General features: G+C 61.3%; 12 protein-coding genes. 8 read left to right on the top strand and 4 right to left on the bottom strand.

Translation table 11 applies throughout. From position 1 onward, the window contains the following. The 3 genes from NKH98_RS30395 to NKH98_RS30385 form a co-directional block, all read left to right on the top strand. Positions 1-336, top strand: a 336-nt coding sequence (locus NKH98_RS30395) for an SOS response-associated peptidase family protein (RefSeq protein WP_352904009.1), incomplete at its 5' end; no start/stop codon positions are given. A gap of 268 nt (positions 337-604) precedes the next feature. Further along, complete coding sequence (locus tag NKH98_RS30390; protein WP_352904008.1) at positions 605-784, top strand: hypothetical protein; 180 nt, start codon at positions 605-607, stop codon at positions 782-784. Further along, entirely contained in the window at positions 768-1,058 is a 291-nt protein-coding gene (locus NKH98_RS30385; RefSeq protein ID WP_352904007.1) for a hypothetical protein, read from the top strand. The genes NKH98_RS30390 and NKH98_RS30385 overlap by 17 nt, the downstream gene beginning before the upstream one ends. Here the strand turns inward: NKH98_RS30385 and NKH98_RS30380 are convergent. Further along, on the bottom strand, positions 1,055-1,333 hold the full coding sequence (locus tag NKH98_RS30380; protein WP_352904010.1) for a DUF1236 domain-containing protein: 279 nt from the start codon (positions 1,331-1,333) through the stop codon (positions 1,055-1,057). The genes NKH98_RS30385 and NKH98_RS30380 overlap by 4 nt on opposite strands. Positions 1,334-2,033: 700 nt before the next feature. Here NKH98_RS30380 and NKH98_RS30375 point away from each other — a divergent pair. Next, the gene (locus tag NKH98_RS30375) at positions 2,034-2,303 is read left to right on the top strand and encodes a KTSC domain-containing protein (protein WP_352509278.1); all 270 of its coding nucleotides are present in this window, start codon (positions 2,034-2,036) and stop codon (positions 2,301-2,303) included. A 58-nt stretch (positions 2,304-2,361) separates the two neighbouring features. On the opposite strand, the gene NKH98_RS30370 is transcribed toward NKH98_RS30375, so the two are convergent. Continuing rightward, complete coding sequence (locus NKH98_RS30370) at positions 2,362-2,613, bottom strand: hypothetical protein (RefSeq protein ID WP_352904006.1); 252 nt, start codon at positions 2,611-2,613, stop codon at positions 2,362-2,364. A 204-nt stretch (positions 2,614-2,817) separates the two neighbouring features. Further along, positions 2,818-3,747 (bottom strand): recombinase family protein, encoded by a 930-nt coding sequence (locus NKH98_RS30365; RefSeq protein ID WP_352904005.1) that lies wholly within the window; start codon positions 3,745-3,747, stop codon positions 2,818-2,820. 403 nt (positions 3,748-4,150) lie between these two features. Here NKH98_RS30365 and NKH98_RS30360 point away from each other — a divergent pair, with 403 nt between their 5' ends. The 4 genes from NKH98_RS30360 to NKH98_RS30340 all read left to right on the top strand — a co-directional run bounded on the left by NKH98_RS30360 (position 4,151) and on the right by NKH98_RS30340 (position 9,060). Continuing rightward, a complete protein-coding gene (locus NKH98_RS30360) occupies positions 4,151-4,357 on the top strand; it encodes a hypothetical protein (RefSeq protein WP_352801963.1) in 207 nt (68 codons plus the stop codon). A gap of 1,565 nt (positions 4,358-5,922) precedes the next feature. Then, the gene (locus NKH98_RS30355; protein WP_352904004.1) at positions 5,923-6,522 is read left to right on the top strand and encodes an OsmC family protein; all 600 of its coding nucleotides are present in this window, start codon (positions 5,923-5,925) and stop codon (positions 6,520-6,522) included. 87 nt (positions 6,523-6,609) lie between these two features. Then, a complete protein-coding gene (locus NKH98_RS30350) occupies positions 6,610-7,851 on the top strand; it encodes an NAD(P)-binding domain-containing protein (protein WP_352904003.1) in 1,242 nt (413 codons plus the stop codon). 378 nt (positions 7,852-8,229) lie between these two features. Next, positions 8,230-9,060 carry an alpha/beta fold hydrolase gene (locus NKH98_RS30340; protein WP_352903999.1) on the top strand — a complete coding sequence of 277 codons (831 nt, stop codon included), beginning with the start codon at positions 8,230-8,232 and terminating at the stop codon, positions 9,058-9,060. A gap of 62 nt (positions 9,061-9,122) precedes the next feature. Here NKH98_RS30340 and NKH98_RS30335 read toward each other — a convergent pair whose 3' ends face one another. Next, positions 9,123-13,844 (bottom strand): alpha/beta fold hydrolase, encoded by a 4,722-nt coding sequence (locus NKH98_RS30335; protein WP_352903997.1) that lies wholly within the window; start codon positions 13,842-13,844, stop codon positions 9,123-9,125. Positions 13,845-13,981 lie beyond the last annotated feature (137 nt).

Raw genomic sequence — 13,981 nt, 5'->3', positions numbered from 1 at the left:
TGGTTCGCCCTCAGCGAGGACCGGCCGCTGTTCTTCTTCGCGGGCCTGTGGACACGCTGGCAAGGGGTCCGCAAGGTCAAGGAAGGCCCCGGCGATCATGAGCTTTATGCCTTCATGACCACAAAGCCAAACGCGCTGATCGCCCCAATCCACGAGAAGGCGATGCCGGTGATCCTGACCACGCGAGAGGAAGCCGAGACCTGGCTGACCGCGCCATGGTCGGAAGCGAAATGGCTGCAGCGGTCGGCGCCTGACGACGCTCTCGTGATCGTGGAGAAGCCGGCTACACAGATCAAAGTTCCGCTGCCGGCACCTGCACAAGGGTCGCTGCTTTGAAAGCATCCCCATGAGCGACGAGCTGATCCGCCTTCCCGGTGCAATAGAGCCCGTCACACGTCCGGGCGTTCAGCATCATAGGTGCGAGCATCCCGATTGCGGCAAGGATGCCGGATGGGGATTCGCGAAGCCGAGGCAGCCATCGCATTGGTTCTGTTTTGAACACCGCGCCGACGGCGAAGCATATCTCTGAGGAGCAATTCGAAATGATCAGCCCGCCAAGACGAAATGGCGAGTACCCGACCGCGAGATCGATTGCCAGGAGGCTATGGAGCCGGGCTTTCAGGCGATCGTCGATTGCATGCTAGAGGCCGGCTGGACGCGCGGGGAGATCATGCGGTCGCTTCGGTGGCTGATCGCGGCCGACAACATGACGCAGAAGGAAAACGCCAAAGTCGAGGCGCAGCTCGCCATCGCGCGCGCGATGATGCGTGCTGGCCGGCCTTGACGATCGCCACCGCAGCGCCAGTATCCTGACGATGGACGAGAATTATATCTACGGCGAAAGAACCGGCCTGCAGCTCGTACGCATGGCTATCGAGATGACCTGCCCGGCTGGCGTGCTGCCGAGCGAGGAAGCCGTGAACTGCCTCTACGGCCCGTTGCCGGCGCACGAGGGCGAGGCGTTGGCAAAGGCGATTATCGAGACGGTCGAGCGACTGACCCGGTCTATTGACGCTTTGCCGTCGCCATCCGGGCCAGCGCTCCCAAGATCAGATTAGTCGTAGACCTTGATGATCTTGCGCGTGCTCGGATCCACCAGAACGGTCCGGTTGTCGACGACCACGTAACGGTATTTGACGTTCGGCACTTCATGAAGCTCGACGGTGTCTGGGAGGGGCGAGCCGATATTAAGCTCCACTCCAGGGATTTTCACCGATGCGAGCGGCTGCTTCTTCACGTATTCCTTGATGACGGTTTCCTGCTGCGGTTCGATGATCACGTCCTGAGCAGCAGCGGCACCAATGCCGGCCAGCAGCAATGGGTGGGAGATCATGCGCTCACTACGCCGGCTGATCGCGAAGCGCGTCAACACTCTCCGCCACGATTGCTGGCTGCCCGTCGTCACGGCGCATATACGACGTTCCGTTCGCCGCCGATCGCGTTCCTATCCACGACAATCGCGTGGTGATACATTCGCGCGATTTGGCGAATGTTTTTGTCGTCAAACTCACCGGGAAACCGGGGAGGTGGTCATGAGAATTATTACCACTCTAGCATGTGTCGCGTTGCTTGCAGGTTGCGCAACGGCGGGCCCCCCAGGGCCCCAAGGGCCTGCCGGTCCACCAGGTCTGCCCGGCAAGCAGGGTCCTAAAGGTGCAATGGGGGCTGAGGGTCCAGCGGGGAAGGACGGCGTCAGCGGTTGGGAAATCACCCACTATGCAAGTGCCAGTGATACAAGCCCAGACAAGTCCGCACAGGCTTGGTGTCCCAAGCCAAAAGTCGTAATAGGTGGCGGTGCTAGCGCGTCAAATTCAAATGCTCTAATTTCTAGGAGCTTGCCGGTTACTTCCCCAGCTCCGGGGTGGGTAGCACAAGCGCATGTAGCCACTACGTCCCCAACAGGTTGGACGCTGACAGCATATGCCATTTGCGCGCTTGTCAAATAGTCGGCGCTTGGCCGGGCCGGTGAACTTGCGTTGTCGCGCCTCTGAGACACAAACGGCGTTCTAGCTAGAGCTACGGTCGCAAAGCCGTTGGCGGCTGGCTTCTTGGGAACACGACGGCTTTTCCGCTCGTTGATCTTTATGCCCTCTACCTCGATTCGCAAAACGGAATACGATCCGGAGCGCAAGGTCCTTTCCGTGTGGTTCGTCGCCAGCGGCAAGCGGTACGAGTTTGAGGGAGTACCGCCGGAGACCTTTGCGGCATTCAAAGCCGCGTTCGCGAAGGGCCGCTACTTTAACGACCACATTCGCAATCATTTCCGCTACCGATTGATTGCGGATGGCAGCGAGCCAGGATGACGGGTCTGTCGGTGGCCGAATTTCGTTCGCCCATTGGAGACATCACCTTTTTTGGCAATCAGTTTTCGCTTCGCCGAGGTGCATTCGTGCTCTTTGGCGGATCTCCCTTGCCGTCGGATCGGCTCCGGCCGCCCGCCCGCCGGAGGGCCCTGGTGGCTTCCGCAACGCCCGCGCGGTCATTGTCGCTGGCCCGGATCAGTTCGGGGACCTGATCCACGGGGATGTCATTCTGCTGCGCGAAATGCTCCACGTCGTAGTCCTGGCTGGACCCCAGGCGGTCTCGGTCACGCGTGCTCTTGTCGTCGGCCATGTGAACCTCATGGTGGAGCTTCGGATCAATGGCAACGTGGGCAAACAGCTTTCGTTGCGGCATCAACGCGGAAATCGTTACGTTCACTCTGGCTAATATAAGCTTTGTACCTAGTATTGACTGGGTGCGTAAATTGTAAGTACCGGCGCCGGCCGCCTCGAGTTCATTCCGCCGATGCTGCCAACCCTGATGCCCAAGCCACCGTCAGGCGATGGGTGGATTCATGAGATCAAGCTTGATGGCTACCGCTGTCAGATCGTCATCAACGGGCCCGATGACATTCGCGTTTATACCAGCAATGAAGGAAGTTTTGGATATCAATGTGATGCGGCCAGACGGCCGGATGGAAAAGGTTACGATCACTCCATCATCAGGCCCACCTTGGTAGACATAGTAGCCTATCATCAACTCGCTTTTGAGAAGAGATGCGACGCGCCCGGTCGTCCACACATAGCCGTATGTGGAGGGCACTCCTTCCTTGTTCAGACGAACCGATATGCCGGCCATGCTCTGCCCTTCAGCAACAAACATATTGAAGATGCGCCTCACAAGCTCGATTTCGTTTGGCGGGCCGGGCACAAGGAGAACGCGGTCGCCAGCGAGCCCCTTCTGTTCTCCAGGGCCGAGAAGGCATCTGGGCTCGCCATCTTTATCCAGCAACAGTCGCCTGACGCCGTAGGGCACAGGTCCGCCCTGGCTGAATCCGAGACGAGCCTGCTGCAGGTGCGCTCTGGAGACCTTTGCGGATAGCTCGCGGCTGTATTCGCTTGCCATCACCCGTTTCATATTCTTGAGGATCGCAGACACCATGCTGCCGTCGTTCTCGAATTGTTCGCCGCAATATTCCACCGCGACGCCTGCATCACGACAGAGAAACTCGTAATGAGCGGATTGGTCCGTATCCGGAAAGCGGCCCCAGCGGCTGACGTCAAGGACGAGAATTGCCGAGAAAGTCTTTTGGCCAGTGACGACATCGGCTAGTAACTGCTTCAGTCCGTCGCGACCTCTTATGCTCAGGCCGCTTTTCCCCGCGTCTTCGTAGGTTTGGACGATAGTGTATCCGCGCCGCTCCGCGTACTCCGTAATGGCCATCGCCTGGTTCTCGAGCGAATAGCGTTGATGTTCAGTGGACATGCGAATGTAGGTGGTTACGCCTCCGCGCCGAGCGAAAAGCTCTCTTGTCGGCAACGGACCAGTTGAGCCGTTTACCAGATGACGTCCTTGGCGACATCGGCATCTCACGTGACGAAATCATGTGCGATTTGCGAAGCCGCGCCATCCGTCATGCGGAGGCAGGCGCGGCCGGCACGACGATCGAGCGCACCAGGATCGCTTCGGCCTCGATCCCGAAACGGTTGGTCGCCGGCAGTGGCTACGCCTCGGCCGAGATCCCCTTTGGCTGGTCCACGAGCGCGCGATCGAGCCTTACATCGCGGCTTCGACAAGCAGCGGCGCGCGGACGGGACCTTCGAACGGCACTACACCTGCGACCCCAAGGACTGAATGTTGACCGACGGGAGCTGGGGAGGATCTCAAAATGATCATGTCAGTTGTTAAGTCCCTCGCGCCTGTGACGCTCGGCACCGTGCTGATCGCAATCAGTCCGGCTTCATTGTCGGCTTCTGACGCTCAGGGCCTCGCGTTCGCTCACGCTGACATGCCAATCAAACAGCTGAAAGACGTCTATTTGGATTGCGGGGAGGCCGCCGGTGCGCGGGGGCGCTCCGCATCTGCTGGTTACTGACGATGAGCTGGTCTACCTTATAGTCGGTGCGGCCCCGGCCTTCGGACTGTCAGTCGCGTTCGACCACCACGAATAGCCTCGCTTGGGAGCGTGTTGGCGTTCATGTTAAACCCATCGCCACGGCTAAACCCACGACAAGCGAAATGGCCAGGGCGACAAATACTGGAAGATGATGCATAACGGCTTCGTACCGACCGCCAAGACAACGGTCGACGAACGTTTGGAAACAGTCCCATCACGGTCCCACACATGGCTAACAGAAGGTTAACCATCTCATCGCTAGCGGGCTAGTGGAGAGGAAACTCGCTAGCCGCCCTTAAGGCCCCTCACGTCTCGTCACTGGTTCAGCCCTCCGGCCCCCGTCAAAAACCGAGCGTCCCGGATCATCCGCAACGTCGACAACGCCAAGACAGCCGGCGAGGAGCTGGTGAAGTGGACGAAGCGTGGCCCTGGGTGGGACCTCGCGGTGCGCGTTTGCATGGCCGTATATTCGACGAGATGGAAGCTGAGGAGGCCCGCAAGGCATTCCTGGCTGCTGCAAAAGAGGAGGGGACGTTACTCCCCCAATGGCAACTAGACTAGCCAGGAAAGCGGTTGAAATTTGGGAGGGACGATGCGGTCGCGCTCTCCCACGGTGGGTACGTCCTCGGCTATGTAAGTGGTGACCTCGATGAGAGCGCAGCTTGCCTCGATCGCGCGCTCGCTCTCAACCCGAACTTGGCAGCTGCCTTGGGCCTCAACAGCTGGGTGAAGGTTTGCTTGGGCGAGCCAGACAGAGCCGTCGAACACGCCGCGCTTTCGATGCGGCTGAGCCCATTTGATCCGCGCCTGTTCGCTTGGCAGTTCAACACTGGGCTCGCTCATTTCTGTGCTGGCCGCTACGGCGATGCCGTCGCGTGGGCTGGAAGGTCGTTGCGGCACCAACCAAACTACGCGAGCGCGATGCGCGTAGTGGCGGCGGGCCATGCCTGGGCGGGGCGGCTCGCGGAAGCCAGGGAAATGATCGCCCGCTATGCGCGTTCGACCCGGCGCTGCGGCTTTCGAATCTTGCCGACGTATTGCCGCCGTTCCGGCGATTGGACGATCGGAATAGGTATACCGAGGGCCTTCGTAGGGCGGGACTTCCAGAGTAACACGTATCAGTTTAAAGGGCGCCGTTGCGTCCACATTGATCGGGGCGATTTAAGGTGCCCGCATACGTGTGGATCTTCGCAATGTGGCAGGCACCTCAGCCTTGTTTGGTCCGCGAACGATGACTGCCCAACCGGTTGAGCACGGCCGGGTCTCTAGTCTATCCCAAATGAACGAGACATGGTCCGATCTCCTGCGGTTTCGGTTGGCACGCCTTCTCAGCGCTTGCTGGTGATCGCAGCTTTGCGGGAAACAAGCGTTTGAAGGCCCGTCGTTTCGCTGGATCGCGGATCTGGCGCTGTTCACGACTGGCTGGTGCAAAAAACCTCTCGATTCCCACTGTCGTTCCAACTGCACATCAAACGCTGACGGCCGAGGTTTGGCCGTCCGGGGCTATCCCGGTCGCGCAAAATCCGAACTCAGGAGTGAATGACATGCAGGACGATACAATGGTCATGGAAAAGGCTTCCATAAAGAAGGCGCCGCGGGAGCCGAGGAACGGCGTTGATACGCCCACCCTTCTGGCCACCATCAACGCCGTCGCGGGCCAGCCGGAGCTTGCCAAGTTCCAGTTCCGTGCCAAAAGCCGGTGGATTGCAGGCACCCACAGCAGCAGCACGATGACCAACTTCTTCGGAGCCGGCGTCGAGCAGTCCCACGTGATGGCCTACCAGGCTGATAGCGACCATCCAGCGGTCCTGTGCGGCGCCGACAACGGCCCGACGCCGGTCGAATATCTTCTCCACGCGCTTGCTTCATGCCTTACAGCCGGTATCGCGAACATTGCGGCCGTGCGTGGGGTGACGCTTCATCAGGTGGAAGCGACAGTGGAAGGCGACATCGACCTTCGCGGCATCCTCGGCATCTCAAATGAAGTCCGCAACGGCTATCAAGGCATCCGTATCTCCTTCAAAATCAAGGGCGATGCTCCTGCCGAGAAGCTCGAGGAGATCGTGATGCAGTCGCGTGCCCGTTCCGCGGTGTTCGACGTACTGACCAACGGCGTGCCGATCTCGGTTGCCGTGAAAGGCTGATCTCTGATCGAAGCAACATCGCCGGCTTCGTCCAGGAAGGGATGGCGCCGGCGATCTGGTGTCCCCGCCATATAAGGTGCAGATTCCATGCAGCGCACAGATGTGGCCGTCATCGGCGCCGGACAGGCGGGTCTCGCCATGAGCCATTGTCTAAGCGAAAGCGGCATCGACCATGTCGTGCTGGAGCGCGGCCGGATCGCTGAGCGCTGGCGCAGTGAACGGTGGGATTCCCTTCGCCTGCTCACGCCCAACTGGATGACGCGCCTGCCCGGCGGCGGCTATCGCGGTGCCGACCCCGATGGCTTCATGACAACGGCCGAGACCGTCGCATTCCTGGAGAATTACGCGCGCTCGACAACTTCACCGATAGAGGACGGTGTGGAGGTGCTCTCGACCAAAAGGATCGACAGAGGCTTCCGGCTGCTGACCAATCGCGGCCAATGGAGCGTGCGTGCGATCGTGGTCGCGACCGGATACAGCGACAGGCCACGCATTCCGTCAATAGCGAGGCAGATCTCCCCCCGTATCAGGCAGATCGTGCCGCGGGGCTATCGCAATCCTCAGCAACTGCCTCAGGGTGGCGTTCTCGTGGCCGGGGCCTCGGCGACCGGCATACAACTTGCGGAAGAGATCAATCGCTCCGGGCGCCCGGTGACCCTGTCGGTCGGCAGTCATACACGCCTACCGAGGCTTTACCGCGGGCACGACATCATGTGGTGGCTCGACCGGCTGGGAATGCTTGCCAAGCCTGTCGCTGAAGTTCCGGATCTTGATGCAGCAAGACGGCAGCCCTCGCTACAGCTGATAGGCACACCCGAACGCAGGACGCTCGACCTTGCCGGTCTCGGGGGGCAAGGCGTTCGTCTTGTCGGTCGAGCGGCTGCCGCTGGCGATACACGCATTCGGTTCAACGGCGATCTCGCCGACACGACCACGGCGGCGCAACGCAGGCTGAGGCGGGTGCTGGCCAAGATCGACCGCGCGGCCGTCGGCGAGGGCCGCTGCCCAATCGATCCGCTTCCCATTCCGAACCTGATTCTGAACGCCGAGCCGACCGAAATCGATCTCATCGACCAGGGTATCGAGACCGTCGTATGGGCCACCGGCTATCGCCGGGAATACCCATGGCTGAAGCTGGATGTTTTCGACGCCCAGGGGGAAATTCTGAACGATGGCGGCGTCTGTCCGCACCCGGGACTTTACGTGCTCGGCCTCAATTTCATGCGTCATCGAAGCTCCAGCTTCCTTGACGGTGTTGGCCGCGATGCCGAGGCGCTGACGGCGCATCTGGCAATGTTTCTCGCCGCTCCGCACCGAGCCGCGGCCTGACCGCCCATACAACGCTGGCGCGGGCAAAATTCCACGCTGCCTTCAACGATGACGCACACGGCCGACCCCGACAAAGGTCCCCACTGGCGCCGCACTCAGCGGCCCGCAACCAATGGAGAAAACAATGAGTGCAATGGTAAATCCATCCGGGTCCCTCACCACAACGCGAGGTTTGCGCGGGGCTGGCGGGACAATGTTGGCCGCAGTCTGGCGTTTCATTCGCATCCACGGGGATCGTCGGCAGCTTTACGAGTTGCCAGACTACATCTTGCGCGACGTCGGCGTCACCCGCTTAGAGATCAACTCGATCACCTCGTTTGGCAGGCGTGATACCAGCCGTCGGATGCGTCCTTCGAAGGAGGAGGAGGGCGGGGCTCGGTGACCGCCGCATCGACGTTCAATGTCTCGCATGAGGCGTGCAACGCACCGCTTGTAATCGCCCTGCACTGTTCGGGCGGCAGCGGACGACAATGGGGCGCATTGTTGGAGCGGCTCGACGACACGTTCCGGTTCAGCGCACCCGATCTGATCGGCGCGCCGGGCGGCGGAACCTGGACTGGTTCCGCCGCTTTCCGTTTGGCTGACGAAGCCGCTGCCATCATAGAAATGATCGATCGCCATGAGGGACTTGTGCATCTTGTTGGCCATTCCTATGGCGGTGGATTGGCGCTGCATATAGCTGCGAAGCGTCCACATCGAATAGCCAGCCTCTCGCTTTATGAGCCCTCTGCCTTTCACCTGCTGCGCGAGCTGGAATCGGAGGGGCACGAGGCGTTGGGTGAGATCTTGGGGATCGCAGGCGCCGTTCAAGACGGCCTGATCAACGGCCGTTACCAGACCGCGACAGCTCGTTTTATCGACTACTGGGGTGGGGACGGCGCATTCGCTGCGATGAAGCCGGAACTGCAGGTGGCGCTTGTGCGGTTTCTGCCGAAGGCCAGCCTGGACTTCCAGGCATTGATCCATGAATCGACGCCAGCAAGCGAATATGCCCGGTTTGGCTTTCCGGTCCTGGTATTGCGTGGCGAATTTGCGCCAGTTCCAACGCAGCTCATCGCCCGGGAACTCGTTTCCCGTGTTCCGACTGCGATCGGGGCGATTGTTCCTGGCGCCGGACATATGGGGCCACTGACCCACGCAAATCTGGTGGCGGATCGTTTGATCCGTGGGATATTGTTGCACGACACCGCACGATCGCGAGCCGCGTGACCGCGACTTGCTTGCCCTAAGGGCAGCGCAAACCTTCGAAGCAGATCCTTGGGTGCGGGGGATCACACCGTAGCGGCTATGCGATCGCGCGCGATTTTTCCGGCCGGGACCTCTGTGTCGGAAAAATCCTCGCGCATCTGCATTTCTGAGTAGAGCCTGCCCGCTTCCGCGAGAGCGGCATCCGCGCTAGCGATTTTACCGCGACGCTTCGCGAGGCCCAGAGCCAACAAGGAGCGGGCAAGCTCCGGCCGCAATTCAACCCGCCTGGCAAGATTGCAGGCCTGTTCGAGCCAGCTAATGGCTGATCTGGGCGGTTTCAGCTCGGCAATACCGTGCAGTACGATGATCTCGCTCCACGGATCGCCACGTCCCCGTGCAAGCTCGAGCGCATGGCCCAGATTGGCCGCAGCTTCCGGCTCACACAGGCGCGCACGCACGCATGCGAGCACCGCGCGCGCGTGACATTCGAACTGGGCAAGATCGAGCCGCTCAGCCTCGGTCACCGCCATTTCCAAGGTGGCGCCCGCGTCGCAGTTGCGGCCGAGCAGGAATTCCGCGTGCCCAAGCATCGTCAACAGCCATGGCCGCAGAAGGATTGATGCGCTGGTCGCAGCTTCGGAGGACCACAACTGCAACGCCTCGACAAGCTCCGGCTCGGGCCCGCGCAGGACACCCACCACACCGGTGAAATAGGCGGCAGCGCAGCTGTCGATCGGGCGCGCCACTTCGGCGGCGACCTTCTGGAGTTCGGCAAGCGAACGCTCCGCATCGTCGAAACGGCCAAGGCGCGCTTCGGCCTGCGCGCGATGCCCCAGGTACCAAACCGCTCGCGCACCGAGCTGTCCGAAACGCTCCAGACGCCAAGCTTTGGTGAACCTCTCCTCATGCGGAACAAGCCGCTCGAGCACCTGCCGCGCCTCGCTGCGGATCAGAAGCGCCTGTGAGGCGGCCAGATCCGACTCGCTTATGCAGCGCTGCACGCCATTTGCCGTGGCGCCGCGCTTGAGTGTGTCGGCCGGTTCCAGCGCCTCCTCGTAGCGGCCATGGGAGCTGTTGAGATAGCTCAAATGGAGCAGCACCTCGGAGATGAGTTGCGGATCGCCCAGTTCCATGGCCAGTTCGCGCGCTTCCAACAGCTGCGGCAGCGCCTTCCGATAGGCACCCAGGGCGCCGTAGGCAGGCCGCATCCGCACCCGCAGGGCTATTGCTTGGGCGAGAGTTTTCGGATTTCGCGGCAACGCGGCGACTGCCTTGCGGGCGCGTTCTAGGAACTGGACGGCGGCGGAATAGGCCGAGCGTTCCTCAGCCCGACCCGCCGCTTGCAGCAGATAGTCCGCGGCAGGTTCCCACGCCTCGGCACGAAGCGCGTGCTCCGCCATTTCCTCGACGTGATGGTTCAGCGATCCGGCATAGAGCGTGTCCATCGCAAGCAGTGCACCCCGATGCAGCCTTTTTCGGTCCTCCGCCAGCAGGGATTCGTAGGCCACCTTGAGCGTCAAGGCGTGCTTGAACGTATATTCCACGTTAGGATAGCTCTGGACCTCGAACAGGAATTCCAGACTCTGCAGTTTGGCCAGGCATGATTCCAGTTCGGCATCCGGCAGCGGCGAGAGCGCGCTCAGCAGCGGATATGGAACATTCTTGCCGATAACCGAAGCGACTTGGAGTACCTGCCTTTCCGAGTCACCCAGCTGCTGGATACGTGCGGCGATGAGCGACTGAACCGTCGAGGGGATGGTGATGGAGTCCACCGGCGTCTTGAGCTCGTAGCGGCCCGAATGGCCGGCAAGTGCACCGTCCGCAACCAGTCCGCGCACCATTTCTTCCAGAAAGAGCGGTGTGCCCTCGGCCCGCTCGGCAAGTGTTTTCCGCAGTTCACCCAGGCTGGGATCGGATCCCAGTAATTCGGTGAGGAACTGGTCCATTTCGTCCCGCGCGAACCGCTCCAGCCTCATCTGCTGAAAATAGCCGCGGCGGTTCCATTCATGCCGGTACTGCGGCCTGTAGGTGGCGAGAAGCATGATGCGGTTGGCGCCCATCACTTCGACCAGCCTGTTGACCACGGCCTCGCTCTCAGCATCGATCCAGTGCAGATCCTCTATAAGCATGGCGACGGGCGAGGCTCGGCTCAAGGCAACCAGAAAAGCGCTCATCGCCTCGGATACCCGTGAGGTCCGCTCCCGCGCATCGAGATGCCGCCACGCAGAATCGTTGACCGGCAGGTCCGCGAGGAATGAAAGCGGTGCCGCATGACGTGGATCCAGGTCCAGTTCCGCCTGCTTAAGGGCAAACAGGCGCTGGGCGTCCGCCAAGCCGTCCTCGCCGCGAATGCCACAAGCCGAGAGTAACAGCTTCTTTACAGTGCCCAGAGCGACCGATGAATCAAACTCCAGACCGCCGCATTCAAGGACAGTAAAACCAGCAACCTCGTCGAGGGAGAGAAATTCGTGGGCAAGTCTCGACTTGCCCATGCCGGGATCGGCGACGATGCCAATGATCTGGCCGTGGCCCTCCCTGACCCGGCGCCAAGTTGCAAGAAGCATTTTGAGCTCAAGCTCGCGCGCCACCAATCCGGTAAGGCCGCGGTTGGCCCTCAGGTGCCAGCGCGACAGAGCGTGGTTCTCGCCCAACAATTCGTAAAGACGTTCGTCACGGCCAAGTTGCGGATGCTCCGAATGCGCTAAGCGGTGCATCTGCACATAGCCTCCGGCGGCTGCGCGCGCCCGGGCCGTCGCGGCGATCGTCGCACGGTGCAAGGCACGCATCAGCCGGTTGGCTGCACGCGGCGCGGCGCCGGCCAGTTCAACCTTGCTGCCTTCGCTCGTCCATTGTTGCCGCACGATGACCTCGCCGGTGTCTATTCCGGCCCTCAACCGGGTGCCGCCGTGGGAGAGCTCCTCCACGGCTAGCTTAGCCGCGAGCGCGGCGCGGCACGCAAGATACGCGTGATCCTCTGTGGCGCGAGCAAGGCCGAATGCTGCCGTGATTGTCCCGTCAGCAGACGATGTGATGGTACCGCCATGGCTCTCCACGACCTGTATCAAGCGATCCTCGAGGGGCTGGAATTCGCGGATCGCCACCTCCGGATCTTCTGTTTCGAGGAGATGCATGGGACTGACCACTTCCGCGGCAAGCACGGTTATGTACTGCCGAGAGCGGTTGATTCCCAAGGACGCCGGAGGACCCGCGAGTTGCTGCGTCTGTTCGGGGTCCGCAAGAAAACGACGCGTTTCATCCACAAAGGTTGCGAACGCCGGTTCGTGACCAAGCAGCACGTGATTAGCGCTATCGAGCGCAACGAAACGCGCGCCGGGGATTTTCCCAGCCATTGTCTGACCATGATCGAACGGAATGACGGCATCCCCAATGGCATGCATCACCAGGGTCGGAACGCGAACTCGGGGCAACAGGTCGTCCACATCGATGACGGCGCCTTCCTCGAAGATTCGATGGGCAATCTCCGGCGAGACGGTATTGCGTTGCAGCTCATTGTACCAATTCTTCTGTTCCGGCGTTGCTTCCGGAATGAAGAGGGAGGTGAACATCTGGCGGAATACCGGGTCGTCTTGGCCCCAGCCCTCCTGTATCAGCGCTCCCATGGCTTCGCGACGCGCTATTTCGCGCTGATTGCCTCGTTTGCGCCAGCCCTTGGTAAATCCGCCATACAGCACCATTCCCGCCACGCGCTCGGGATGCCTTACGGCATAGGCGATCGAGACGGCACACCCTTGGGAAATGCCAAGCAGGGATACGCGGCGCAGACCAGCGGCATCGATGATGCTCTCCAAGTCGGCGACCATGGCATCAAAGGAAAGGTCGGCGGGATACCGGTCTGATAGGCCGTTGCCGCGCTGGTCGTAGCGTACCAGCTGGTAGTGCGCGGAGAGGCCCTCGATCCAATGCTTCCACACCGGACTGTCCCATTCGAGCTCGAGATGGGACATCCAGTGGGCGGCCCTCACCAAAGGGGGACCTTGACCACTCAATGCGTAGGCCAGGCGCGCGCCGTCGGGTGTCGTGCACCGGCGGATCTCCTGCGCAAGCACCACTTCCGGCGGAGAAGCAAGCTGCATCTCCGGCGTAGGCAGAACCTGCGTCGAAGTGACGGTCTCACCCGCGGGAGCGATCTGAGTGTCCGTTCTCGTGGCGCTGCTTTGGACCATGGCGGACTGCCGTGCAGCCTCGCTTAGACGGCGGATGTCGGCTCGAAGTGCGCCGTCCTCGGGCTCCAGCGCCTGCAGGTCATGCGCGTACGGAAGCGCCCGAGCAGGGTCATCATCCGCCAGCCGGTCGACGAGCACGCGAAGGATGCGCAGACGCGTCACGTGTAGTTCGTCGGCAGTCGCAATGCGCCAGGCCTCGAATTCCGGACAGCGCGGCAATGAAAGGTCATCCAGGAAACGTCCGCGAAACGCTCGGGCGAGGGCCTCCAGTTGCTCCCGTTCAAGGGCCTCTATGTCGCGAGCGCCGAGGCCCCGGAGAGGCGCGATGTCCAGCGTCATTTGGCTGGTGTTCAGGCGAACAGCGTTGCGGTCGGCTTGCAGGATCTCGCCCTGCCCGAGGTCGACGACCTGCCGTATCTTGGAGAGACTCCAGCGAAGAGCGCCGCGAGGATCGTCCGGTACCTCCCAGAACATTTCGCAAAGGCGCTCGCGCCGCTGCGGGCGCTCGACAAGCGCAAGATAGGCCAGCAGCGCCCGCGTCTTTTTCGAACGCGGCAAGGAAAGGACCTCGCCTTGGCGAAGGACGGTCAGATCTCCGAGGAGGCGAATTTCGAGCGACACTTTGCCGATCCCAGTGCGCCTGCTAAATTAGCGGTAGATTGTATCAAGTTCGTGCCGCTGCCGAAACCGTTCGTTTCAGAAACGCGAGCGATCTGACTTGCTCCTCGCTTCGGGGAGGTCGGCACGGAAAAGTCTAC

The organism is Mesorhizobium sp. M0833 (assembly GCF_040319905.1).
Classification (GTDB): domain Bacteria; phylum Pseudomonadota; class Alphaproteobacteria; order Rhizobiales; family Rhizobiaceae; genus Mesorhizobium.
This window is presented reverse-complemented; position numbering and strand designations above follow the sequence as displayed.

Coding starts and splice junctions, on each gene's coding strand:
- NKH98_RS30390 (WP_352904008.1), top strand. CDS start 605: ATGGAGCCGGGCTTTCAGGCGATCGTCGATTGCATGCTAGAGGCCGGC.
- NKH98_RS30380 (WP_352904010.1), bottom strand. CDS start 1,333: ATGATCTCCCACCCATTGCTGCTGGCCGGCATTGGTGCCGCTGCTGCT.
- NKH98_RS30370 (WP_352904006.1), bottom strand. CDS start 2,613: ATGGCCGACGACAAGAGCACGCGTGACCGAGACCGCCTGGGGTCCAGC.
- NKH98_RS30365 (WP_352904005.1), bottom strand. CDS start 3,747: ATGTCCACTGAACATCAACGCTATTCGCTCGAGAACCAGGCGATGGCC.
- NKH98_RS30360 (WP_352801963.1), top strand. CDS start 4,151: ATGATCATGTCAGTTGTTAAGTCCCTCGCGCCTGTGACGCTCGGCACC.
- NKH98_RS30355 (WP_352904004.1), top strand. CDS start 5,923: ATGCAGGACGATACAATGGTCATGGAAAAGGCTTCCATAAAGAAGGCG.
- NKH98_RS30350 (WP_352904003.1), top strand. CDS start 6,610: ATGCAGCGCACAGATGTGGCCGTCATCGGCGCCGGACAGGCGGGTCTC.